This window comes from Pseudomonas sp. NPDC088890, from assembly GCF_044900155.1.
In the GTDB taxonomy this organism is placed as follows: domain Bacteria; phylum Pseudomonadota; class Gammaproteobacteria; order Pseudomonadales; family Pseudomonadaceae; genus Aquipseudomonas; species Aquipseudomonas urmiensis.
On the sequence record NZ_JBJDNG010000001.1, the window covers coordinates 675,853 to 701,102 of the forward strand.

Here is a 25,250-nt window from a genome sequence, read left to right on the forward strand (position 1 = left end):
CCGCCGCGAAGGGCCGCAGCGCGGCCCCAAAATCTCCGATCAGTCAGCCAACTCGACCAACACCGCCCCTTCACTGACCATATCCCCCTCCTGACAGAACAGCGCTTGCACCGTCCCGCCCTGCGGCGCGCGAATGCTGTGCTCCATCTTCATCGCCTCCAGCACCACCAGCGCGGTGCCGGCCTCGACCAGCTGCCCAGGCTCGACCAGCACCCGCACGATGCTGCCGTTCATTGGCGCACTGAGCCCGCCCTGGTGACTGTGGCTGGCTTCAGCTTCGGCAATCGGGTCGAACGCGGTAATGGCATGCATGTCGCCCTCCCAGCGCAGATACAGCGTGCCTGCCCGGCGAATGGCCAGATGCCGGCGGCGCTGGCCATCGCGGTCCTCGCACAGCTGCTCGCCTTCAAGATGCAAAGTGGACGGCGCACTGCGCTCCAGCGCCACGGCTTGATCTTGTCCAGCACTGACCAGGTGCACACTGCTACGCGCTGGCAAGCCTAACCGCAAACCCTCCCGTCCAGCCCACGGCGAGCCTGGATCATCAGCGCGCAGCCGCGCAGGCGTGCTCTGCAGCCAGGCCTCGGCAGCAGCCTGCCAGAACGCGGCGGGCAGCTCGCTGGCAGTCGGCAGCAACACCTCTTGATGACGCGCAATGAAACCCGTATCCAGCTCTGCCGCGGCAAACGCCGGATGCGCGAGGATTCTGCGCAAGAAAGCAATGTTGGTTTTCACCCCGCCAATGGCGAACTCATCGAGCATCGCCAGCAAGCGCAGCCGCGCCTGTTCGCGATCTTCACCCCAGGCAATCAGCTTGCCCAGCATGGGGTCGTAGAACGGCGACACACTGTCGCCCTCGCTGACGCCGCTATCGACTCGCCGGCCTTCACCAGGCGCCGATTCGCGGTACAGGCTGAGGGTACCCGTGGCCGGCAGGAACTCATTGGCCGGGTCTTCAGCATACAGACGCACCTCGATCGCATGACCGATCAGCGGCACCTGCGCCTGGCTGATCGGCAGCGCCTCGCCACGCGCCACACGAATCTGCCAGGCGACCAGGTCCAGGCCGGTAATCGCCTCGGTCACCGGGTGCTCGACCTGCAAGCGCGTGTTCATTTCCATGAAGAAGAACTCGCCGCGGGCATCAAGCAAAAACTCCACGGTGCCTGCGCCGACGTAACCAATCGCCTGGGCGGCACGCACTGCGGCCTCGCCCATGGCCTGGCGCAACTCGGGCGAGAGCCCTGGGGCTGGCGCTTCCTCGACCACTTTCTGGTGGCGACGCTGAATCGAACAGTCGCGCTCATTGAGGTACAGGCAGTTGCCATGCTGGTCGGCGAATACCTGGATCTCCACGTGGCGGGGCTTGAGCACGTACTTTTCCACCAGCATCCGTGAATCGCCAAACGACGACTGCGCCTCACGCTGGGCCGAGGCCAGGGCGTCAGCCAACTGGCTTTCTTCCTCGACCACTTTCATGCCCTTGCCACCGCCGCCAGCGCTGGCCTTGAGCAGTACCGGATAGCCGATACGTTCGGCGGCGGCGCGGAAGGTTTCCAGGTCTTGCGCTTCACCGTGATAACCCGGCACCAGCGGTACGCCTGCGTTTTCCATCAGTGCCTTGGCCGCCGACTTGCTGCCCATCGCGTCGATGGCGCTGGCCGGTGGGCCGAGGAAGATCAGCCCGGCCTGTTCAATGGCGCGGGCGAAACCTGCGTTTTCCGACAAGAAACCGTACCCTGGGTGAATCGCCTGGGCGCCACTGGCCTTGGCGGCGGCCAGCAACTTGTCGATGTCCAGATAGCTCTCGGCAGCCTTGGCGCCGCCCAGGTCGATACGAATATCAGCTTCACGCGCATGCCGGGCTTCGCGGTCGATGGCGCTGTGCACGGCGACCGTGGTCAGGCCCATGGCCTTGGCCGTGCGCATCACCCGGCAGGCGATCTCACCGCGGTTGGCGACCAGCAGGGTGGTCAGCGTGGGTTGGCTCATGGGCGCGGTTCCTTATCAAAGTCTTGCCAGGCAGGGCGGCGTTTTTCCAAAAAGGCGCGTAGGCCCTCCTGGCCTTCGGGGCTGACGCGGATGCGGGCGATGCTGTTTTCACAGTAGCGGCGCACGGCCGGGGTCAGCTCGCCATGACCGACTTCACGCAGCAACTCCTTGCTCACGCGCAGGGCCTGGGGGCTGTTGAGCAACAGGTTGTCGACCCAGGCCTCGACCTGCTGCTCAAGCTCGGCGCCAGGGTAGGCCTCGGCCAGCAGGCCCAGCTCGCGGGCGCGCAGGCCGCTGAAGCGTTCGGCGGTGAGCGCGTAGCGGCGTGCGGCGCGCTCGCCGATGGCCTTGACCACGAACGGGCTGATCACCGCTGGCGCCAGGCCGATGCGCACCTCGGACAGGCAAAACTGGGCATCCTCGGCACCAATGGCCATGTCGCAGCAGCTGATCAGCCCCAGTGCGCCGCCGAAGGCCGCGCCTTGCACCACCGCCAAAGTCGGCAGCTTGAGGTTGTGCAGGTTGTACATCAGCTCGCCCAGTTCATGGGCGTCGTCCAGGTTGGTGTTGAAGTCCAGCTGCGCCGATTGCTGCATCCAGGCCAGATCCGCGCCGGCACTGAAGTGCCGGCCACGGCCGCGCAGCAGCACGAAACGCAGGCTGGCGTCGGCGCCGAGCTGGTCGATGGCGACGATCAGCTCGCGGATCATCTGCGCGTTGAAGGCGTTGTTCTTGTCGGCGCGGTTCAGCCACAGGGTGGCGAAGCCGCGCGGGTCCTTGATCAGTTCAAGGGTGCTGAAATCGCTCATGGGTCACATCCGGAATATGCCGAAGCGGCTCTGTTCGATGGGCGCGTTCAGCGCGGCAGACAACGCCAGGCCGAGCACGTCGCGGGTTTGCGCCGGGTCGATGACGCCGTCGTCCCACAGCCGGGCGCTGGAGTAGTAGGGGTGGCCCTGGCGCTCGTACTGATCGAGGATCGGCTGCTTGAGCTTGGCCTCATCGTCGGCGCTGAAGGCCTGGCCACTGCGCTCGCTCTGCTCACGCTTGACCTGCGCCAGCACCCCAGCGGCCTGTTCGGCGCCCATCACGCCAATCCGCGCATTGGGCCACATCCACAAGAAGCGTGGGTCGTAGGCCCGCCCGCACATGCCGTAGTTACCCGCGCCAAAGCTGCCGCCGATGATCACAGTGAACTTCGGCACCTGGGCGCAGGCCACCGCGGTGACCAGCTTGGCGCCGTGCTTGGCGATGCCGCCTTCTTCGTATTTCTTGCCGACCATGAAGCCGGTGATGTTCTGCAGGAACAGCAGGGGGATGCCGCGCTGGCAGGCCAGCTCGATGAAGTGCGCGCCTTTTTGCGCAGCTTCGGCAAACAGGATGCCGTTGTTGGCCAGGATCGCCACCGGGTAGCCGTGCAGGTGGGCAAAACCGCACACCAGGGTGGTGCCGAACAGCGCCTTGAACTCATCGAACACCGAGCCGTCGACCAGCCGCGCAATCACCTCGCGCACATCGAACGGCTGCTTGGCATCGGCTGGCACCACGCCGTACAGCTCATCGGCAGCATACAGCGGCGCCACTGGCGCCTGGCGCTGCAGCTTGCCCAGCTTGTGCCAGTTGAGGTTGGCCACGCTGCGCCGGGCCAGGGCCAGGGCGTGCTCGTCGTTGTCGGCATAGTGGTCGGCCACGCCGCTGGTGCGGCAGTGCACGTCGGCGCCGCCCAGGTCTTCAGCGCTGACCACTTCACCCGTCGCGGCCTTCACCAAGGGCGGGCCGGCGAGGAAGATGGTCGCCTGCTGGCGGACCATGATCGCCTCGTCGGCCATCGCCGGCACATAAGCGCCGCCAGCGGTGCACGAGCCCATCACCACGGCGATTTGCGGTATGCCCAGGGCGCTCATGTTGGCCTGGTTGAAGAAGATCCGCCCGAAATGCTCGCGGTCCGGGAATACTTCATCCTGGCGCGGCAGGTTGGCCCCGCCCGAATCCACCAGGTAGATGCACGGCAGGCGGTTCTGCAGGGCGATGGTCTGTGCGCGCAGGTGTTTTTTCACCGTCAGCGGGTAGTACGAGCCGCCTTTGACCGTGGCGTCGTTGGCCACGATCATGCATTCGACACCTTCGACGCGGCCAATGCCGGCAATCACCCCGGCAGCGGGGACGTCTTCGCCGTACACCTCATGGGCGGCCAATTGGCCGACCTCAAGAAACGCCGAGCCGGCATCCAGCAAGCGGTCGATACGCTCACGTGGCAGCAATTTGCCGCGCGAGGTGTGCCGCTCCTGGGCCTTGGGCCCGCCGCCCTGCGCGATGTGGGCGAGCAGGCCGCGCAGGGCCTGGACCTGTTCGAGCATGGCCGCGCCATTGGCGGCGAACTCTGCCGAGCGCGGGTTGATCTGGGTATGCAGGATAGCCATGGGCGCCAGTTCCTTATGCTCAGCGGGTTTCGTTGAACAGTTCGCGGCCGATCAGCATCCGGCGAATCTCGCTGGTGCCGGCGCCGATTTCGTACAGCTTGGCATCGCGCAGCAGACGCCCCGCCGGGAACTCGTTGATGTAGCCGTTGCCCCCCAGAATCTGAATCGCCTCCAGGGCCATTTGCGTGGCGCGCTCGGCGGTGTAGAGGATCACCCCAGCGGCGTCCTTGCGGGTGGTCTCGCCACGGTCGCAGGCCTGGGCCACGGCATACAGGTAGGCGCGGCTGGCATTGAGCTGGGTGTACATGTCGGCGATCTTGCCCTGGATCAGCTGGAACTCGCCGATGCTCTGGCCGAACTGCTTGCGGTCGTGGATGTACGGCACCACCAGGTCCATGCACGCTTGCATGATCCCGGTCGGGCCACCGGAGAGCACCACGCGCTCGTAGTCCAGGCCGCTCATCAGCACGCGCACGCCGCCGTTGAGCTGGCCGAGGATGTTTTCTTCAGGCACCTGGACGTCATCGAAGAACAGCTCGCAGGTGTTCGAGCCGCGCATGCCGAGCTTGTCGAACTTGTTGCTGCGGGTAAAACCTTTCCAGTCGCGCTCAACGATGAATGCGCTGATGCCGTGGGCGCCCTTGTCCAGGTCGGTCTTGGCGTAGATCACGTAGGTGTTGGCGTCGGGGCCGTTGGTGATCCAGGTCTTGCTGCCGTTGAGCAGGTAGTGATCGCCGCGCTTTTCGGCGCGCAGCTTCATCGATACCACGTCGGAGCCTGCGTTGGGTTCGCTCATGGCCAGGGCGCCGATGTGCTCGCCGCTGATCAGCTTGGGCAGATATTTTTGCTTCTGCTCGTGGCTGCCGTTGCGGTTGATCTGGTTGACGCACAGGTTGGAGTGCGCGCCGTACGACAGCGCCACCGAGGCCGAACCGCGGCTGATCTCTTCCATGGCCACCACGTGGGCCAGGTAGCCCAGGCCGGCACCGCCGTATTCTTCCGGCACGGTGACGCCGAGCAGGCCCATGTCGCCGAATTTGCGCCACATGTCGGCGGGGAACAGGTTGTCCTGGTCGATCTGCGCTGCGCGCGGAGCCAGTTCGGCCGCGACGAAGGCCTGCACCTGTTCGCGCAGCATGTCGACGGTTTCGCCCAGGGCGAAGTTCAGGGAGGGGTAATGCATGTGGGGCACCTTCTTGTTCTTGGCTAGGCCTGAGTGAGCTTTGAGCGTGGGAGCGGGCTTAACCCCGCGATGGCGTTTATCAGGATTATGGCCCTGGATGCCATTGGATCGCTGTCGCGGGTCAAGCCCGCTCCCACGTTGCTTGTAACCTTTACGTTAACGTAAACCTGGCTCACTTCACTGTCAATCTGCTCGTGACCTTTACGTTAACGTAAATCTGCGCCAGAGTATTCGTCGCTTGCTTCAGTCATGCCCAGAACAACCACAAGAAGGGACAGTCATGAATCAACCCAGCTACACCCGCGGCCGCCAGGACCGGCCCTTGCTCGAGCAGACCATCGGCCAGGCCTTCGCTGCCACCGTGGCCCGTCATGCCGACCGCGAAGCGCTGGTGGTGCGCCACCAGAACGTGCGTTACACCTGGCAGCAGTTGGCCGAACAGGTCGATGTGCAGGCCCGCGCCTTGATGGCGCTGGGCGTGAACACAGGCGATCGGGTCGGCATCTGGGCGCCCAACTGCGCCCAGTGGTGCGTCCTGCAGCTGGCCAGCGCCAAGGTCGGCGCGATTCTGGTCAACATCAACCCGGCTTATCGCGTTGCTGAGTTGGACTACGTGCTGCGCCAGTCCGGCTGCCGCTGGCTGGTCTGCGCCGATGCCTTCAAGACCTCCGATTACCACGCCATGGTGCAAGCGCTGGTACCCGAGCTGGCCACGGCAGCCCTGGGCGAACTGGCCAGCGAAAGCCTGCCCCAGCTACGCGGGGTGATCAGCCTGGCCGCCCAGCCGCCGCAAGGCTTTCTGACCTGGCAGGCGCTTGCCGAGCGGGCAGGGCAGACGTCGCTCGAGGCCTACACGGCCCGCCAGCAGAGCTTGCAGTTCGACCAGCCGGTAAACATCCAGTACACCTCCGGCACCACCGGTGCGCCTAAAGGGGCGACACTCAGCCACTACAACATCCTCAACAATGGCTGGATGGTCGGCGAAAGCCTCGCCCTGACCGAGCACGACCGCATGGTGATCCCGGTGCCGCTGTACCACTGCTTCGGCATGGTCATGGCCAACCTGGGTTGCATCACCCATGGCAGCACCATGATCTACCCCAACGACGCCTTCGACCCCGAGCTGACCCTGCGTGCGGTGGCCGAAGAGCGCGCCAGTATCCTCTATGGCGTGCCGACCATGTTCATCGCCATGCTCGACCACCCGTCACGCCAGCAGCTCGACCTCTCAAGCTTGCGCAGCGGCATCATGGCCGGCGCCACCTGCCCGATCGAGGTGATGCGCCGGGTGATCGAGCAGATGCACATGGCCCAGGTGCAAATCGCCTACGGCATGACCGAGACCAGCCCGGTGTCGCTGCAAACCGGCCCGGACGACGAACTGGAACTGCGCGTGGCCACTGTCGGCCGCACCCAGCCACAGCTGGAAACCAAGCTGATCGATGAGCACGGCTGCATCGTCCCCCGTGGCCAGATCGGCGAGCTGTGTACCCGCGGCTACAGCGTGATGCTCGGCTACTGGGACAACCCCCAAGCCAGCGCCGATGCCATCGACCCGGCGCGCTGGATGCACAGCGGCGACCTGGCGGTGATGGACGAGCAGGGCTATGTACGCATCGTTGGGCGCAACAAGGACATGATCATCAGGGGAGGGGAGAACATTTATCCGCGCGAGCTGGAAGAGTTCTTCTACACCCACCCGGCGGTGGCCGATGCCCAGGTGATCGGCATTCCGTGCAGCAAGTATGGGGAAGAGGTGGTGGCCTGGATCAAGCTGCATCCGGGGCACACGGCGACGGTTGAAGAGCTACACAGCTGGTGCAAGGCGCGCATGGCGCATTTCAAGGTGCCCAGGCATTACCGCTTGGTGGATGAGTTTCCGATGACGGTGACGGGCAAGGTGCAGAAGTTTCGCATGCGCGAAATCAGCCTTGCAGAAATCGGCAAGACTTGATGACTTGAAGCACCTTTGTTACCTAGAGCGCCGACTACGAGTTGGTCCGACGGTCGCCAAGCCTCGTGCACTGTCGGCTTCGAGCTGTGTAAACCGCTCAGCGCGAAGGCCGACGAGTGCACGGGGTATCAATTGCCATTTAGCATTTTTAACAAATCATCAACGGTCTCAAGGGGCCGGAAGTCGTCCGCGGTTAGAGTAACGTCGAATTCTGAGTTAAGGGTGCTGGCAAAGTGATTTATATCTACCGTGAACTCCTCGATCTTTGTTGTTTCGCTGATGTCTTTGAGATCTTTTATGCGGTCATATATCAGGTTGCGTAATTGCTCAAATGTGATGTTTGGTGAATGACTCATTGTGGCTTCCTCGTTGTGGGTAAACATACAGAGCTTGCTCGCGCCCTCGGCGTGGTGCAATCACATGAGGCGTCTGCGGCGTGCGTGTTTTCGCCTTGATGTATATTGTTGGGCTGGCTGTGATCAATCGCCAATTTTCTTGATGTCCTTTAGTTCTACTGTTTTGTCCTTGTTATTTCCGTAGTCATAGAAAGTTATACTGGTTTCGCTCACGCTATTGATATGGCCGGTCGTCCAGCCGCCGATGCGCCAGTAAATCCTGGTATTTGCCTGGTCCCGATGCTTTAGCGCATCGGCCAGAACTTTCTTTGTCGTGGTGATGTCCTCAGCGGTGATCCGGGCTGCTGCCGCTTTATTCGCCGCGTCTTTAGCCTCTTGAGCCGCACGTTCAGCCTCGTCCGCAGCGTTATCCATACCCTCCACCGTTGTAGCCCGTTCGGCTTTTTCCCTGGCGGCCTTGGCTTTTTCGGCTGCGGTTTGGGCTTCGGTGACTGCCGCAGTGGCTTTGCTCAGCTCGGCGGCGGCTTCTGGGGCTTTGAGCACGTCGGCGCTGGCGTCGCTTTGTGCCTGTTCGCTCGACGCGTTGGCGTCTTGCTCGGATTTTCGGGCCTTGGCCAGGGCATGGGTGCGGCGTTGTGTGGCCAGATCCTCGGCAGCCTTGCGGGCTGCTGCCGCTTTATCCGCGGCGTCTTTAGCCTCCTGAGCCGCATGTTCAGCCTCGGCCACAGCGTTATCCATATCCTCCACCGTTGTAGCCCGCTCGGCTTTTTCCCTGGCGGCCTTGGCTTTTTCGGCTGCGGTCTGGGCTTCAGTGGCCGCCGCAGTGGCTTTGCGCAGTTCGGCGGTGGCTTCGGGGGCTTTGAGCACGTCGGCGCTGGCGTCGCTTTGTGCCTGTTCGCTCGACGCGTTGGCGTCTTGCTCGGATTTTCGGGCCTTGGCCAGGGCATGGGTGCGGCGTTGTGTGGCCAAATCCTCGGCAGCCTTGCGGGCTGCTGCCGCTTTATCCGCCGCGTCTTTAGCCTCCTGAGCCGCACGTTCAGCCTCGTCGACAGCGTTATCCATATCCTCCACCGTCTTAGCCTGCTCGGCTTTTTCCCTGGCGGCCTTGGCTTTTTTGGCTGCGGTCTGGGCTTCGGTGACTGCCGCAGTGGCTTTGCTCAGCTCGGCGGCGGCTTCTGGGGCTTTGAGCACGTCGGCGCTGGCGTCGATTTTTGCCTGTGCGCTCGACGCGTTGGCTTTTTGCTCGGCTTTTCGAGCCTTGTCCAAACTCCTGTCGGTTTTGCGCTCCACTTGCGTTTTGTTGAATTCGTTTAGTTCTTGCTTGACGGCGTCACAGAAAGCAACATCACCTTGGGCGGCGGAGATAATAAGTTTTAAGGTAATATCCTCCAATACGAATTTTCCATGTTCGTTGTATAACCCAGGGTTACAGGCAGCGTCAGTCGGGAAGGTGAGTGTATAGCTTGAAATCAATCCTGTGCCTTCAAAGACGTTATAACGTGATTTGTCGGTAAACGTTGGCAGCAGGTCATAGTGCAGTGCAGGTCGGGAGGCTACTGAAATGGCCATGTACTGGTCGACACGCAAATTGGTTTTTATGGCGTCATGTCCCTCCCGCTTACCGGCGTAGAGAAGCGCCAATGCTTCGACGTTTGGCTCCAGCAAGACTGTGCTCGAGGTCTGTCGTAGCATCGCCGACACGGTGTGTAGGCCGATGGCCATTCTGTTGAACTTGGTGAATTCAACATCAAAATCTTCAATGCGCCGCAGATAGTGCCCGGGGAAGTGAGCGTCAAAATGATGAGGGGCTAGTTCGAAATAAATTGTGCCCTTCTCAATGTTTTCTTTGAGTTGAGCCTGGCTCCAGCCCTTTATCTTTCTCAGTGAGACATTCGCGTGGACAATCAGCGGCCGATGACAATCGCGCACGGCAGCCACGTCCATCAGCATCAGGTCGCGCATCAGTGCCTCGCCGGCGAGCATGCCCCGCCAGTTGTCTAACCAGGCGCCAGGTTTGATCCAAGTGGTCTTGAAATCACCAAGTTCATACTGCAGGCAAGCCTCGGCCATCAGACACAACGAGAGCGTGGCATCGTAAGCGCTGTTGTAGATCTGCGACAGGCGCTCGATCAGCCAGAGGTAGGTGGTGCGGCTGGGGAATACCGAGGTCATCACCTCGTACTCGGCCTGGTGGGCCTGGCGGGTGGCATTGGTTTCTTGCAGGGCGATGCGGGCGGCTTTGATATGCACCTCCCGTTCGCGCAGTTGATTGTCGAACATCGTGAGTTCGTGGGTGGCCTGATCGACTTCGTACTTCCACTCTTTACGACGCAGTTGGAACGCTAAGTTTTTATCCACGGTATTACTGATGGTCTCGAGTGTTTCAGCGGTTGCTTCGAGCAGATTGGCCAGTGACTCAAAGGTCTCGTTTGGATGGTAGCCTCCATTGGCCATGCCAAAAATCGTCGGGAACGCAGCCGCCCCAGAGGCGGCTGCATAAATCGGTAATGAAATAATGCGTGTTGCGGATGATCCGTCCGCTAATTTTATGATCGACTCTTCGAGCCCTTCTACGACACTATCATCCATCAATTGCTGATAGTGGACCTGCCGCTGTTGAACCATTTTTCGGGCCGTCAGAACAGTCTCACGCTCGCGCTTGGCCAACTCCAGCGCCTGTTCTTGAAGTTGGTAAGGGAAGTCCAGCAGCTTGATCAGGTTACGCTTGCTGAGCAGCTCAAGCTGCTGGGTCGCTTCGGTCTGGTAGTAGCCCAGCAGGGTCTGCCCCATGCCAATCAGTTGCTGTACCGCCTCTCCTGCGCATTTGCGCACTTCCGCATAACGCAGAGGCGGCACCACCCGGGCTTTGCTCGCCTTGCAGCTTTGGTCCTGGTCTGCGCTGCCATGGCCCAAGGCGAGCTGATCGATGACGTCGGGGTCGAGCATGATCGAGGCGGGCTTGCCATCCAGGGTCAGGCCGTGGCGTAGGTTGAACAGGCGATTGCGCAGCAGATTGCGTAGCTCGACCAATTTGTTGTTGAGCGGCGGTGTAAAGGCGCTTGAACGGGCATCGTCCAGCGACGGTGGCTGGGCGGGGGCGCTCGACAGGTTTTCCGGCAGCACACCGATCAGGCGCAGGGCCTTGTCGTAGCACAGCGCCGCCTCGACCAGTGAATCGAGGGTGAGCAGGCGGTATTGGTCGTCACCCTGGCGTTGCCAGTTGCTCACCACGAACAGGTGCAGAGCCTTCTGGTAGCGTTCAGGCTCGGCGTAGGCCAGCAGGTCGGGGTCGTTCGATTGGGCGGCGACAGCATAGCCGACGTCGTCGAGCAGTGCTTGGCTGAGCCAGTACTTCGGTGGGCGATCGCCCTCGGGCACCCAGGTACGGTACGGGTCGAACAGGTAGCGGGTACAGCAGCGCCAGGCCTGGCTGTATTCGCGGTTCTGGCGTTGCAGCCAGGCAAGCAGGAATGGAACGTGGAAGAACAGTTCCCAGAAGTACAGACCGTTGGCACTACGGAAGTCGACGGTGGTACCCGAGCTGCCGGGTTCCAGGGGCGGCTCAGGTAGATGCTGGGCTTTCCACGACAGGGCCTGTTCAACCGACTGGGTGGCCAAGGCTACCAGCTGTTTGCCGAACAAGGTGTTGAGGCGCAAGCTGTCGACTTTGAGTTTGTCCTTTTCATCCGCTTTCGCATTGGCCTCAGTCAGGTCGAGGTAAAGTGCCTGCTGGTCGTTACGCCTGATGAACACGCTAGGCACAGCATCATCTTCTTTGCTGACCAGGGCGTAGACCTCTTCAACAGAGGCGAGCGGCTCTTCGTCTATCGCTTCATCGAAGACTTCAAGCTTGACCGTGTACTCAGTGATGTCCCGGTTGATCGGGTATTGGCAGAGCATCTGGGACAGGTCATTTTTCAGCAGCTCGTCCTCGAAGACCATGATGTGCGTGGGGTCGAGGTAGAGCAGTATTCTGAGGCAGCTTTCAGGGTGGAAGTGGCGTAGCCGAACAGCAGCCTTTAACAGGTCATCTGGCAAAGTACTGTGTGCCTGCTTTATTTCTTCGGCTTCTTTGTCGATAAAGGCGGTGATGGCGTCGGCCGCCTTGCTGTGAATTGATTTTCGAGCCATGGCGATCGCTTCGCCATAGGCCAGGCGGCTTTGGTCATTGGTGCCCTCGGTTATCCCGAGCTGTGAGTTGTATTCAGATAGCGTGGTGTAGCGGGTTTTCAATAGCGCTTTTTTTAACGCGTTGAAGAGGGGCAGGTTTGCGCTGGCGAGCGTTTTTAGTTGGCTCAGAACTGGAGTTTCGAGTTTTTTTGAGTCTTCGTCGGGTAAGGTCCAAGTTGCTTCTATATTGGATGGTGTGATAGTTAGCCTAGATTTTATTGTCTGTGCGTCGAAGGGGGTGAGCGTTATAGGAGAGAGCTGGACTCTTTCCCAGTCGGATGTTTTTTGTTGGTAGTGCGTGGCGTTTGTGGAATAATTTATCAGGTGGTGTTTTGAGAAGTGAGAAAACTTAGAGCGGTTGATTTTGGTGCGGAACTCTTGTGGTTCTAAATGCTGCTCAAGTTTTATTGTTGAGAGATCTGTAAGGAGGAATTTTTCGGTTTTGGAATCCAAGGAATAGAATGATATATTTTTGATTGAGTAAGCGTCTTTCGAGTGTCGAATTGCTTTTGTGATGCATTCGTATTCTCCGGTTGAACTGTAAGTGTTGCGAATTTCGATTGTGATTGTTGCAAAGTCTTTGTGGTTCCCTCCGGTTATTTTAAATGGTTCTGAGGCAAATAGCGTTTTGGGTAGCCATGTATCCTGCATTTTGGCCGTAACGGTGACTACTTTTTCTTCTGGCTTTTTTTTCGCTGCAAAATCTATTTTTCCGATGGGCGGAAGACGATATTTTTTCGCCAGTGCACTATCTGGTGTGGTCCTGCTCCACGTGTGCTGTGTCTTGGTGCGTACTTTCGGTTCAAGTTCGATTGATGGGCCTGTGTAAGGGTGCTGAACCGTCCGTGGGTCGTTGAACAGGATCAGCCAATTGGTCGCCAATTTTTTTTGAATGGGTTTTTCATCATTGCGTATGTCGAGTGACCTGTTTTCCAGTAACAATAGGTCCTTCATTACAATGAAAGATGCGGCATTTTCTTTGGCGTTTGGGGAGGCGTCGAACAATAGAACGGTTAGCCATGGGTCATCCAGGCGATCACCTTCAATGTTCACCATTACCATCAGGCCAGGTTTGAAATCTTTGGTTTTCAGGTAATCATTGGGTTTCGCTGTGCCATTGACCTGCGTGTCATTGCCGGCAATTAGGGTGAATGTTCCCTTGCCATCTTTCCCGTCCAGACATATCAGTTCATTGGCAGGGGTCCACATACCGTCGGTCTGCTGGTAGCTGAAACAGACCCGTAACGCATAGTAGGGGCTGGGTTTACTGTCTTCGCCCATGATCGCGGTGGCGTCGCGTTCCACCCAAACGGCATAGCGACGCCCTGCGATAACGACCGGACGGACCAGATCGATATGCTCACGCGAGTCGTTCTCAAGCAGTTTTTGCTCTGCGGCGTTATCGACAAAAAACTGTTTCTCTTTCGCGTCTTCTTCCTCAGCCGTTCCCTGTCCTTTTACATAAACCAGCGTTTTGGGCAGAGGTGTCACAACCATCTCCCCGCTGACCGTCAACATGATCTTTTCCCACTCACTCCATGCCAGCATGCTGGGCGCGCGCTGCTTGTCGAGTTGTTTCATATCCAGCGTGCGCCAGTAATACTCGGTAGGCTCGACGTTGGTCTTGCCGATGAAATGGTAGGTATCGGTCAACGGTGAAGTACCGTCGGCATACACCGAAATCGGCTGGATATTGCTGACTGTCTCAAAGCTGCTGAGGTAACCCAGCATCGCTATCTGCACGTCATCCGCCGTGCATTTGCCTTGGGCGAGTGCAGTTTCCAGGTCCTTGAACGCGGTAGTCTTGCGCTGGCGGCGGGTGGGGTCGATGAAATTTTGCGGTTCGTTATGCGCGTCCTTGCGCAGCTTCCAGCGTTCGTAGCTGCTGCTGAAGGTTTCCCACTCGTCACGCTCCTCTTCGCTGATCTCGGTGTTGCGGTAGCCGTTTTCCAGGTTCGAGTGAATCTGATGCAGGTAGCGCTGCAGGCTGGCGGTGGCCGAGAGCGTGCGGGTGGTTAGTGGTTCATGGGACACCTGAAGGTCGATCAGCAGGTAGTCGGCCAGGGTCTGCGGGCTGCTGATCCAGCCACGCGCGGCTTCCTTGGGCACCCAGTTGACGATCATCCATTGCATCAGCGCGTCGCGCCAGGCCAGGCTCAGTTGTGCGTCGAGCGCTTTGCGCTGTTTGTTGGAGCAGCCTTTGCGCAGGGCGACGGCTGCTTGCTCGAAGGCCCCGTACTCCTTGGCCTTGGGAAGTGCGCCCAGTTCGAGCAGGGTGTCTACCGCCAGGCGGTGCTTGTTCGCCTGTTCCAGCAGGCGCAGTAGCCGATCGAGTTCACTCAACGTCGAGGGCGGCGCGATGCCTGCCAGGGCGCTGAGCGCGCCGCTGGGTTGGTCGAGCAGCCGTTCGAGTTCGCTCCAGGCCTGGTCGACCCGGGAGCCTTCAAGTGGGCCGTTGGTCTGCGTGTCGAACTCGGCCAGGTAGTGCAAGACATGGGGCTCGCCATAGCCCTGTGCCAGCCTGGCCAGCAGCGCCTTGTAGCGACTGAGTTGATAGACGGTGGTGAGGTCGAGGGGGCGCCAGGTGTTCTTCTTCTTGCCCTCCAGGTTGAACCAGCCAGGGTTCAGCGAGACTTGCTGGAGCAGGGCGGCGCTGAGCTTGAACAGCTTCACCACGTCGCTCAGGCGCTGCAGCGTGGACCACTGAAGATAGTCGCTGGCCGTGAAGCAGCTGAGTGGTGTGGCGCCTTGGGCACTTTGCTGGGCAATGGCTTCGATCCTGTCAGCAAGCGCCTTGGCGTCGACCTTGGCCCAACGCAGCAGGGGTTCCACCAGATTGTCGGCGTCAAGGCCAAGCGCAGTGCGCAGTGCCAGGTGCAAGGCGTCGGGGCTCTGGGCAAGGCCGGGTTTGAATGCAGTTTCCCATGCCCTCGAAGTGTACGGGGCTTGTCGACTCAGGACCCTGGCCAATCGCTGGGTATCCAGCCCCTGCTGCTGCACCCACTCCATGGCATGGGCCACGCCGGCGATCACGTCGACGATGTCTGCCTTACCGGCTTCCCCCAGCAGGCTCGGTTTGCCGGCCAGTTGCTGATGGTAGACGGGTTGCTCCTCCATCAATAGCTCGAGCAGGCACAGCCCTTGCTGGGTCGAGGTGCCGAACAGGCGTGCCAGGGCAACGATCCGGTAGCAGGCCGAAACCACCGCCAATGACCGCGTTGGCTTGGCCAGCCCTTGGGCGCTGGTGACCCAGCGGAGGATGACGCGCAAAAAGGCGTTGTCCACGTCCAGTGCCAGGCAGAGCTGTTTTACGGTCAGCCCGTCGCTCGCACTGGTGGCCAGGGGATCGAACTCGCTGTCGTCGAGGCACAATACGGGGGCTGCGGGATTGGCATCGTCACCGTTGGCTGGAGCAAACAACTGGTCGTAGAACGACACCTGGCGGTCAGTGGCGTAGGGCGAGATCGCATCGAGGAATGCGGCATATTGCCAAGGGGTGACCCGGTATTTGTGTTGTAGATGACGGAACATACCCAGGGCGCGCAGGGTGTTTTCGGTCAGGTGGTAGGCGGTCTGCTGGCCCTCGGCACGCAGCGCAGCCATGACCAGGCCATCGCACTCCGCGGCGTTCAGGCCCAGGGCACGCTGCACGCGCAGGATGCGTTGCATGCGGTCCAGGTGCGCGTCCGTGAGGCCGGTGATGACCACGGTCTTCTTCGTCGACGGCTGCGCTGGCTGCGATTCGGTGAGCGATAGTGGCGTCGCGCCATTGTTGATGAATGCCGCGCCATGCACCGCGCTCGATGCCACGGCTGCCGAGCTGACATGGGCGCTGCGGTTCACTGCGGTTTTACCCTCACCGACAGCGTTGACGGCCAACAGCTGGCGCAGCTCGCGACGCGTAAGCCCCAGAGCCTTGGCCATTTTCCGTGTGGTATCGACGGACGTCAGTGCGAGGCTGTCCTGGCCATTTTTGCTCAGCAGCACTGCCTGCAGTTGGGGGGCGAAGCCGTTGCTCAGGGTGGTGGCGGAGCGCTGGGCAGCCTGCGTGAGGTTGTCGAAGGTGAAGCTGGGGTAGGTTGCATGGGCGCTGCTCAACACATCCCAGAGCGGCATGTGTTTGGCTGCCAGCGTGGCCTTGATCGATTCCCAGGCAGCGTGGTAGGGCACGTTGGCGTTATACAGCCCCTTGGCTACCATCGCCTGCAGCGTTTGCTTGGCCGTCAAGGCCTCTTTGGCACGGCTCTCTAGCAGGCTGAGGGCCAGGCGAACCTTGGGCAGGATTTTGCGGCTGTTCTTGTCGTCGAGCGTCAACGCCAGCAGGTCGGGGCGCCGCTTGAGCAGGGTGATCGGCGCGCTGATCTTCGCCCGCACCTCGAATGCCTGGATCAACTCCTTGAGATGCACCAGATAGGCCAGCCGGCTATTGTTGGCCATCAGCGCCCCGGGTGCGCAGCGGGTCTGCTCGTCCGGGAACAGACGCATGTAGGTGGCGGCATCATTTTTTTCGGCGGGGATGGTGCCAGCGGCTGGTGAGGTGAGTTCGTTCATCGCCTGAATCCTTTGCAAACGAATAGGGGCAGGGGGTGCAGGCACAGTCCCTGCTGTGTGCATGAGGGGATGAGCAGACGCTACGCCTGGGAGGGAACTGGCGCACCTGGCAGAATTACTAGGTGCTGTGAGGTAGGTTTTACTGCTTGGGGAGCAGGGTATAGGGACGGGTAAGCGTTGGCTTTTTCGCGGGCAAGCCCGCTCCCACAGGGGCCTGCGCTGGATTTGCGGTTGTGGTGAGCCTGTGGGAGTGGGGCTGTCTGGCGGGGCGAGGATTGGGCTAGCGGTGTGAGGTACCAGGCGGTTTACTCACGGCGGCGCTCAAGGCAGTGACCAAGGTATCGATCGTGGTGCGGGGGGGGCACGCTTGTTCTCGTTCCGCGCGGGTGAGCAACTCATCCATGCTGGGTTCTCCTGTTGTTGTTCGAGAGAACCCATCATCGGAACCTGGCGCGATTGCCGCTACTGGCAGAATTATCAGGCCGTTGGTCTATCCTTTGGCTTTCACCGGCGGCTCCTGGCTCGGCGGGTCACCCACGGTTGGCGGCACGGTCGGCTTGATCGGCAGCTCGTCCGGCTCTTGTTCGGGCACCGGCGGCGGCAAGCTGGGGTCGTCGATGTTCGGATCGGGGGTTTCCGGTGGAATGGGAATGTTCATCGCCTGTCCTCGCTGGAGTGTTCAGAGGGTGTAGAGGCTTTGATCCGGGCCTGTGCCATTCGCTCAATTTTTTTGAACCCCTCCCGCGTCCGACGGCTCTGAACCCTTACCGCCATCGCCAACAGGGAGCACAGTCCGATGTCTCGCAGCGAGCCCTTCGAAAGCGTACCCATGGCCAACGACCACCCCGAACAGGCCATCAGCCTGTCGCAGGCGCTGCTGGCGCCACGTTTGGTGATCGAAAACACAAGCCCGGTGCTCGACGGTGGCACCTTCGCCGCCAAGGCCATCAGCGGCCAGCCGGTGCAGGTCAGCAGCAAGGTCTACAGCGACGGCCACGACCAGTTGATGGTGCTGCTGCACTGGCGCGAGGCCAACAGTCGACACTGGCACGGCGTGCCGATGCAGGCGGCGGGTAACGACCTGTGGCTGGCCGAGTTCACGCCTGTCCAGCTTGGCTTGCACCTGTTCAGTATCGAGGCCTGGATCGATCCGTTCGCCACCTATTGCCATGACCTTGAAAAGAAGTACCACGCCGGGGTCGAGGTCAAACTAGAGCTGGAGGAGGGCAGGTTATTGCTGGGCAAGGGCGCAGAGCGCAGCGAGGGGCTGCTACGCGAAGCGATCGTGGCGCTGCAATCGCGCTTGTCTGAGCTGCCGGCGGACGAGCAGGTCGCCCTGCTGCTGGACGCCGAGACCGCGCGGCTGATGATCGAGGCCGAACACCGCAGCTACCTGACCCGCAGCGCCGAGTTTCCCCTCGATGTCGATCGACCGGCAGCGCAGTTCGCCAGTTGGTACGAGCTGTTCCCGCGTTCGATCACTGATGACCCTGAGCGCCATGGCACCTTCAATGATGTCCACCAGCGCCTGCCGATGATCCGCGACATGGGCTTTGACGTGTTGTATTTCCCGCCCATCCATCCAATTGGCAAGAAGCACCGCAAGGGCCGCAATAATGCCCTGCAAGCCGAACCCAGCGATCCCGGCAGCCCTTACGCCATTGGTAGCCCCGAGGGCGGCCACGATGCCATTCACCCTGAGCTGGGCACCCGCGAGGACTTCCGCCGGCTGGTGGCGGCTGCCGCTGAGCATGGCCTGGAGATCGCCCTGGATTTCGCCATCCAGTGCTCGCAAGACCACCCTTGGCTGATCGAGCACCCCGGCTGGTTCAGCTGGCGTCCCGACGGCAGCATCCGCTATGCAGAGAATCCACCGAAAAAGTACCAGGACATCGTCAACGTCGACTTCTATGCCGCCGAGGCGGTGCCCTCGCTGTGGCTGGCGCTGCGTGACGTGGTGGTCGGCTGGGTCGAGGAGGGCGTGAAGACCTTCCGCGTCGACAACCCGCACACCAAACCGCTGCCGTTCTGGCAATGGCTGATCGCCAATGTGCGCAGCCAGCACCCGGAGGTGATCTTCCTCGCCGAGGCCTTTACCAAGCCTGCGATGATGGCGCGGTTGGGCAAGGTCGGCTATGCGCAGAGCTACACCTATTTCACCTGGCGCAATACCAAGCAGGAGTTGCGCGAGTATTTCGAGGAGCTCAACCAGCCGCCGTGGAGCCAGTGCTACCGGCCGAACTTCTTCGTCAATACCCCGGATATCAACCCATTCTTCCTGCAGAGCTCCGGGCGTGCCGGGTTTCTCATTCGCGCAGCGCTGGCGACCATGGGTTCGGGCCTGTGGGGCATGTATTCAGGCTTTGAGCTGTGCGAAGCCGCGGCGATTCCGGGCAAGGAGGAGTACCTCGATTCGGAGAAGTACGAAATCCGCCCGCGTGATTTCACCGCCCCCGGCAACATCGTCGCCGAGATCGCCCAGCTCAATCGCATTCGCCGGCAGAACCGGGCCTTGCAGACCCATCTGGGGGTGGCGTTCTTCAACTGTTGGAACGACAACATCCTGTATTTCGCCAAACGCACGCCGGAGCGGGACAACTTCATTCTGGTGGCCATCAGCCTCGATCCGCACAACGTGCAGGAGGCGAGCTTCGAGTTGCCGCTGTGGGAGCTGGGGTTGGACGACGATGCCGACACCCTGGGGGAAGATTTGATGAATGGGCATCGCTGGACCTGGCATGGCAAGACCCAGTGGATGCGGATTGATCCTGGTTATCAGCCGTTTGGTATCTGGCGTATTGAGAAGGCCTTGAAGTAGGTAGCGCCCTTGAGGTTTTGGGGCCGCCGCGCGGCCCATCGCAGGCAAGCCAGCGCCTACAAGCACCGCGCGAACCTGTAGGCGCTGGCTTACCTGCGATGGGGTGCGAAGCAGCCCCAATCCAGCCAACCCCATCTCACGAAATAATCTAGGACAGCAAGGAGTCGCACATGGCCAAGCGTTCCCGCCCAGCAGCCTTCATCGACGATCCGCTCTGGTACAAGGACGCGGTGATCTATCAACTGCACATCAAGTCGTTCTTCGATTCCAACAACGACGGCATCGGTGATTTCGCAGGTTTGATCAGCAAGCTCGACTACATCGCCGAACTGGGTGTCAACACCCTCTGGCTGTTGCCGTTCTACCCCTCGCCACGGCGCGACGATGGCTATGACATCGCCGAGTACAAAGCCGTGCACCCCGACTACGGCAGCATGGCCGACGCCAAGCGCTTCATCGCCGAGGCGCACAAGCGTGGGCTGCGAGTGATCACGGAGCTGGTGATCAACCACACCTCCGACCAGCACCCCTGGTTCCAAAAGGCTCGCCACGCCAAGCGCGGCAGCAAGGCGCGGGATTTCTACGTGTGGTCGGACGACGACCAGAAATACGACGGCACGCGGATCATCTTCCTCGACACCGAGAAATCCAACTGGACCTGGGACCCGGTCGCCGGCCAGTACTTCTGGCACCGCTTCTATTCGCACCAGCCGGATTTGAACTTCGACAACCCGCAGGTAATGAAGGCGGTGATCGATGTCATGCGCTATTGGCTCGACATCGGCGTCGACGGCCTGCGCCTGGACGCCATTCCGTACCTGATCGAGCGCGACGGCACCAATAACGAAAACCTGCCCGAGACCCATGGGGTGCTCAAGGCCATTCGCGCCGAGATCGACGCCAACTACCCCGACCGCATGCTGCTGGCCGAGGCCAACCAGTGGCCTGAAGACACCCGGCCGTATTTTGGCGAGGGCGATGGCGATGAGTGCCACATGGCCTTTCACTTCCCGCTGATGCCGCGCATGTACATGGCGCTGGCCATGGAAGACCGCTTCCCGATCACCGACATCCTGCGCCAGACCCCGGAGATCCCCGCCAACTGCCAGTGGGCGATCTTTTTGCGCAACCACGATGAGCTGACCCTGGAGATGGTCACCGACCGCGAGCGCGACTACCTGTGGAACTACTACGCCGAAGACCGCCGCGCGCGGATCAACCTCGGCATCCGCCGGCGCCTGGCGCCGCTGCTGCAGCGCGACCGGCGGCGCATCGAGCTGCTGACCAGCCTGCTGCTGTCGATGCCTGGCACGCCAACCTTGTACTACGGCGATGAGCTGGGCATGGGCGACAACATCTATCTGGGCGATCGCGATGGTGTGCGCACGCCGATGCAGTGGTCACCTGATCGCAACGGCGGCTTCTCCCGCGCCGACCCGCAGCGCCTGGTGCTGCCGCCGATCATGGACCCGCTGTACGGTTACCAGACGGTCAACGTCGAAGCCCAGTCGCACGACCCGCATTCGCTGCTCAACTGGAACCGCCGCCTGCTGGCGGTGCGCAACCAGCAGAAGGCCTTTGGCCGTGGCACGTTGAAGATGCTCACGCCGAGCAACCGGCGCATCCTCGCCTATATCCGCGAGTACACCGACGCCAATGGCAACAGCGAAATCATCCTGTGTGTCGCCAACGTTTCCCGCGCAGCCCAGGCCGCAGAGCTTGAGCTGTCGCAGTACGCCGACAAGGTGCCGGTGGAGATGCTCGGCGGCAGCGCCTTCCCGCCGATTGGCCAACTGCCGTTCCTGCTGACCCTGGCGCCCTATGGCTTCTACTGGTTCTTGCTGGCCAGCCGCGATCGCATGCCCAGCTGGCACGTCGAGCCCACCGAGGGCCTGCCGGAGCTGACCACGCTGGTGCTGCGCAAACGCATGGAAGAGCTGCTCGAAGCGCCTTCGATCGACACCCTGCAAGGCGCGATCCTGCCGCAGTACCTGCCCAAGCGGCGCTGGTTCGCCGGCAAGGAAGGGCCGCTCGATCAAGTACGCCTGAGCTACGGCGTGCGCCTGGCCACGGCGACCACGCCGGTGCTGCTCAGCGAGCTGGAAGTGATTAGCGATGGCGTAGCCAATTACTATCAGCTGCCGTTCGGCTTCCTCCCCGAGGAGCAGATCAACACCGCGCTGCCGCAGCAACTGGCATTGTCGCGGGTGCGCCGTGGCCGCCAGGTCGGGTTGATCACCGATGCGTTCGTGCTGGAGCCGTTCATTCGTGCGGTGCTGCGCAACTGCCAGGACGGCACCCGGCTGCCCAGCAGTGCCGGCGAGCTGCGCTTTGAGAGCACTGACTTGCTGGCGCCGCTTGAGCTCAACGAGGACAGCGAAGTGCGCTATCTGAGCGCCGAGCAATCCAACAGTTCGGTGGTGATCGCTGATCGGGTGGTGCTCAAGCTGATCCGGCGGGTCAACCCCGGCATTCACCCGGAGCTGGAGATGAGCGCCTACCTGACCGCTGGCGGCTTTGCCAATATCTCGCCGCTGCTGGCCTGGGTCAGCCGGGTCGACGCGCACGATCAGCCGAACCTGCTGATGATCGCCCAGGGCTACCTGAGCAACCAGGGCGATGCCTGGGCCTGGACCCAGAACACCCTGGAGCGGGCGATCCGCGATGAGATGGAGCCCGATAGCGTCGAAGCCGAAGCGCACACCAACGCCTTGGCTGAGCTGAACGGCTTTGCCACCTTGCTCGGCCAGCGCCTGGGTGAAATGCACCTGCTGCTCGCCGCTGCCACTGACGATGCAGCGTTCAAACCCCGCGCCAGTACCAGCGAGGACAGCGTGCGCTGGAGCCAGCAGATCAGCGCCGAACTCAGCCATGCGCTGGACCTGCTGGTGCAGCACCGCGACAGCCTCGATCGCGACAGCCAGGCCTTGGTCGACGATTTGCAGCAGCAACGCGATGGCCTGGCCAAACACATCGACAACCTCGCCCAGCAGGCCCAAGGGGGCTTGTTGATGCGGGTGCATGGCGACTTGCACCTGGGCCAGGTACTGGTGGTGCAGGGCGATGCCTACCTGATCGACTTCGAAGGCGAACCGGCGCGCCCGCTAGACGAGCGGCGGGCCAAACACAGCCCGTACAAAGATGTCAGCGGCGTGTTGCGATCCTTCGACTATGCTGCTGCGATGATCCTGCGCAGCGCCTCGGCGGTAGACCTCTCCGACGCCGCTCGCCAGGCTCGTCAGCGGGTCGCAAGGCAGTACCTGCACCAGTCGCGCCATGCCTTCGTTCAAGCCTACGGCCTGGCCACCGCCGCCATGCCCCACGCCTGGGAACAGGCCGAGGGCGAGCGCGCCGCATTGGAACTGTTCTGCCTGGAAAAAGCTGCCTACGAGATTACCTATGAAGCCGAGAATCGGCCGACGTGGCTGGCCGTGCCTTTGCATGGCCTGCATGGACTGATCAGCACTTGGGGAGAGTCATGAATGAACGCAACCACGCGTGAAAACGGCGGACTTCGGCAACGGGACATCGACGCCCTGGCCCGCGCCGAGCACGCCGATCCATTTGCCGTGCTCGGCCCGCACCCGGACGGTGCGGGCGGCGTGTTCGTACGCGCCTTTTTGCCCAATGCCTTGAATGCCAAGGTGCTGGCGCGTGACGACGGCCGCGTGCTGGCCGACATGCACCAGGGCAGCCTGCCGGGCTTGTTCACGGCCCATCTCGATCAGGCCCAGCCTTATCAGCTGCAGGTGGCTTGGGCCGGTGGCGAGCAAGTCACCGAAGACCCCTACAGCTTTGGCCCGCAATTGGGCGATATGGACATGTACCTGTTCGCCGAGGGCAACCACCGCGACCTGTCCGGGCGCTTTGGCGCGCAGCCGACCCAGGTCGACGGCATCGACGGCGTGCTGTTCTCGGTATGGGCGCCGAATGCCAAACGGGTCTCGGTGGTCGGCGATTTCAACAACTGGGACGGCCGCCGCCACCCCATGCGCCTGCGCCACAACGCCGGGGTGTGGGAGCTGTTCGTGCCGCGCCTGGGCGTGGGCGAGGCCTACAAGTACGAAGTACTCGGCCGCGAGGGTGTGCTGCCGCTCAAGGCCGACCCGCTGGCGCGGGCCACCGAACTGCCGCCGAGCACCGCCTCGAAAGTGGCAGGGCCGCTGGCCCATGAGTGGCGCGATCAGCAGTGGATGGAGCAGCGCGCCCAACGTCATGCCTACAACGCGCCGCTGTCGATCTACGAGCTGCACGTCGGCTCCTGGCGCTGCGAGCTGGACGATGGCGGTGAAGTGGCGCGCTTCTACAACTGGCGTGAGCTGGCCGAGCGCCTGGTGCCCTACGTGCAGGAGCTGGGCTTCACCCATATCGAAATGCTGCCGATCATGGAGCATCCGTTTGGTGGCTCCTGGGGCTATCAGCCGCTGTCGCTGTTTGCGCCAACCTCGCGCTATGGCAGCGCCGAAGACTTCGCCGCTTTCATCGATGCCTGCCACCAGGGGGGGATCGGCGTGATCCTCGATTGGGTGCCGGCGCATTTCCCTACCGATGAACATGGCCTGGCGCGTTTCGACGGCACCGCGCTGTACGAATACGACAACCCCCTGGAAGGCTTCCACCAGGACTGGAACACGCTGATCTACAACCTGGGTCGCAACGAGGTGCGCGGCTTCATGCTGGCCTCGGCGCTGCACTGGCTCAAGCACTTCCACATCGATGGTTTGCGCGTCGATGCAGTGGCCTCGATGCTCTACCGCGACTATTCACGCAAGGCCGGCGAGTGGGTGCCCAATCGCCATGGCGGGCGGGAAAACCTCGAAGCCATCGATTTCCTGCGCCACCTCAATGGCATCGTCAGCCACGAAGCCCCCGGCGCGCTGATCATCGCTGAAGAGTCGACCGCCTGGCCTGGGGTCAGCCAACCGACCCAGCAGGGCGGCCTAGGCTTTGCCTACAAGTGGAACATGGGCTGGATGCACGACACCCTGCATTACATCCAGAACGATCCGGTGCACCGCGCCCATCATCACAACGAGATGAGCTTCGGCCTGATCTACGCCTATTCCGAGCACTTCATTCTGCCCATCTCTCATGATGAAGTGGTGCATGGCAAGCATTCGCTGATCGACAAGATGCCCGGCGATCGCTGGCAGAAGTTCGCCAACCTGCGCGCCTACCTGACCTTCATGTGGACTCACCCCGGCAAGAAGTTGCTGTTCATGGGCTGCGAGTTTGGCCAGTGGCGCGAGTGGAACCATGATCATCAGCTCGATTGGTACTTGCTGCAGTACTCCGAGCACAAAGGCGTGCAGCAGTTGGTCAGTGACCTTAACCGGCTGTATCGCCAGTTGCCGGCGCTGCATGAACAAGACTGCCAGCCCCAGGGCTTCCAGTGGTTGATTGGTGACGATGCGCACAACAGCGTGTTCGCCTGGTTGCGCTGGAGCAGCACCGGCGAGCCGCTGCTGGTGGTGGCCAACTTCACCCCGGTGCCGCGCGAGGGCTATCGGATTGGCGTGCCGTTTGGCGAGCGCTGGGAAGAGTTGCTCAACAGTGATGCGCAAATGTATGCCGGATCCAACGTGGGCAACCTCGGGGCGGTGGCCAGTGAAGACCTGCCCAGCCACGGCCAGCCATTGTCATTGGCCCTGAACCTGCCGCCACTTGGCGTCCTGGTCATGAAGCCAGCCTAACCGTGGGAGCGGGCTTGCCCCGCGATAGCATCAGCAGCTTCAATTGAGGGTGGCTGATCTGACGCTATCGCGGGGCAAGCCCGCTCCCACGAGGCGGTGTAGCGCATGGTCGT

The 25,250-nt window shown here is 61.5% G+C and carries 11 protein-coding genes; 4 read left to right on the forward strand and 7 right to left on the reverse strand.

All coding sequences use genetic code 11. The features are described 5' to 3' along the window. Positions 1 to 39: 39 nt before the first annotated feature. The 4 genes from ACI2JX_RS03140 to ACI2JX_RS03155 are packed head-to-tail and all read right to left on the reverse strand — an operon-like array spanning position 40 to position 5,595. Positions 40 to 1,992, reverse strand: a complete 1,953-nt coding sequence (locus tag ACI2JX_RS03140; RefSeq protein ID WP_404689346.1) for an acetyl-CoA carboxylase biotin carboxylase subunit — start codon at positions 1,990 to 1,992, stop codon at positions 40 to 42. Continuing rightward, on the reverse strand, positions 1,989 to 2,801 hold the full coding sequence (locus ACI2JX_RS03145) for a gamma-carboxygeranoyl-CoA hydratase (protein WP_368972731.1): 813 nt from the start codon (positions 2,799 to 2,801) through the stop codon (positions 1,989 to 1,991). The genes ACI2JX_RS03140 and ACI2JX_RS03145 overlap by 4 nt, the downstream gene beginning before the upstream one ends. A gap of 3 nt (positions 2,802 to 2,804) precedes the next feature. After that, positions 2,805 to 4,412 (reverse strand): carboxyl transferase domain-containing protein, encoded by a 1,608-nt coding sequence (locus ACI2JX_RS03150; protein ID WP_186554842.1) that lies wholly within the window; start codon positions 4,410 to 4,412, stop codon positions 2,805 to 2,807. Between the two features lie 19 nt (positions 4,413 to 4,431). Next, entirely contained in the window at positions 4,432 to 5,595 is a 1,164-nt protein-coding gene (locus ACI2JX_RS03155; protein ID WP_264233110.1) for an isovaleryl-CoA dehydrogenase, read from the reverse strand. A gap of 280 nt (positions 5,596 to 5,875) precedes the next feature. Between ACI2JX_RS03155 and ACI2JX_RS03160 the strand changes: the two genes are divergently transcribed. After that, positions 5,876 to 7,549, forward strand: a complete 1,674-nt coding sequence (locus ACI2JX_RS03160) for an AMP-binding protein (protein WP_404689347.1) — start codon at positions 5,876 to 5,878, stop codon at positions 7,547 to 7,549. Between the two features lie 128 nt (positions 7,550 to 7,677). Here ACI2JX_RS03160 and ACI2JX_RS03165 read toward each other — a convergent pair whose 3' ends face one another. The 3 genes from ACI2JX_RS03165 to ACI2JX_RS03175 all read right to left on the reverse strand — a co-directional run bounded on the left by ACI2JX_RS03165 (position 7,678) and on the right by ACI2JX_RS03175 (position 17,284). After that, positions 7,678 to 7,905 (reverse strand): hypothetical protein, encoded by a 228-nt coding sequence (locus ACI2JX_RS03165; protein ID WP_404689348.1) that lies wholly within the window; start codon positions 7,903 to 7,905, stop codon positions 7,678 to 7,680. A 123-nt stretch (positions 7,906 to 8,028) separates the two neighbouring features. Further along, positions 8,029 to 16,626, reverse strand: coding sequence for a neuraminidase-like domain-containing protein (locus tag ACI2JX_RS03170; protein ID WP_404689349.1), 8,598 nt, complete (start codon positions 16,624 to 16,626; stop codon positions 8,029 to 8,031). Between the two features lie 490 nt (positions 16,627 to 17,116). Next, on the reverse strand, positions 17,117 to 17,284 hold the full coding sequence (locus tag ACI2JX_RS03175) for a hypothetical protein (RefSeq protein ID WP_264233115.1): 168 nt from the start codon (positions 17,282 to 17,284) through the stop codon (positions 17,117 to 17,119). Between the two features lie 138 nt (positions 17,285 to 17,422). On the opposite strand from ACI2JX_RS03175, the gene ACI2JX_RS03180 reads away from it, so the two are divergent. From ACI2JX_RS03180 to glgB, 3 genes are all read left to right on the forward strand, one after another. Continuing rightward, positions 17,423 to 19,444, forward strand: a complete 2,022-nt coding sequence (locus tag ACI2JX_RS03180; RefSeq protein ID WP_404689350.1) for an alpha-1,4-glucan--maltose-1-phosphate maltosyltransferase — start codon at positions 17,423 to 17,425, stop codon at positions 19,442 to 19,444. Positions 19,445 to 19,614: 170 nt separating this feature from the next. Beyond that, positions 19,615 to 22,926, forward strand: coding sequence for a maltose alpha-D-glucosyltransferase (gene treS, locus ACI2JX_RS03185; RefSeq protein ID WP_264233117.1), 3,312 nt, complete (start codon positions 19,615 to 19,617; stop codon positions 22,924 to 22,926). Beyond that, complete coding sequence (glgB, locus tag ACI2JX_RS03190) at positions 22,927 to 25,137, forward strand: 1,4-alpha-glucan branching protein GlgB (protein ID WP_404689351.1); 2,211 nt, start codon at positions 22,927 to 22,929, stop codon at positions 25,135 to 25,137. The last annotated feature ends 113 nt before the right edge of the window (positions 25,138 to 25,250 follow it).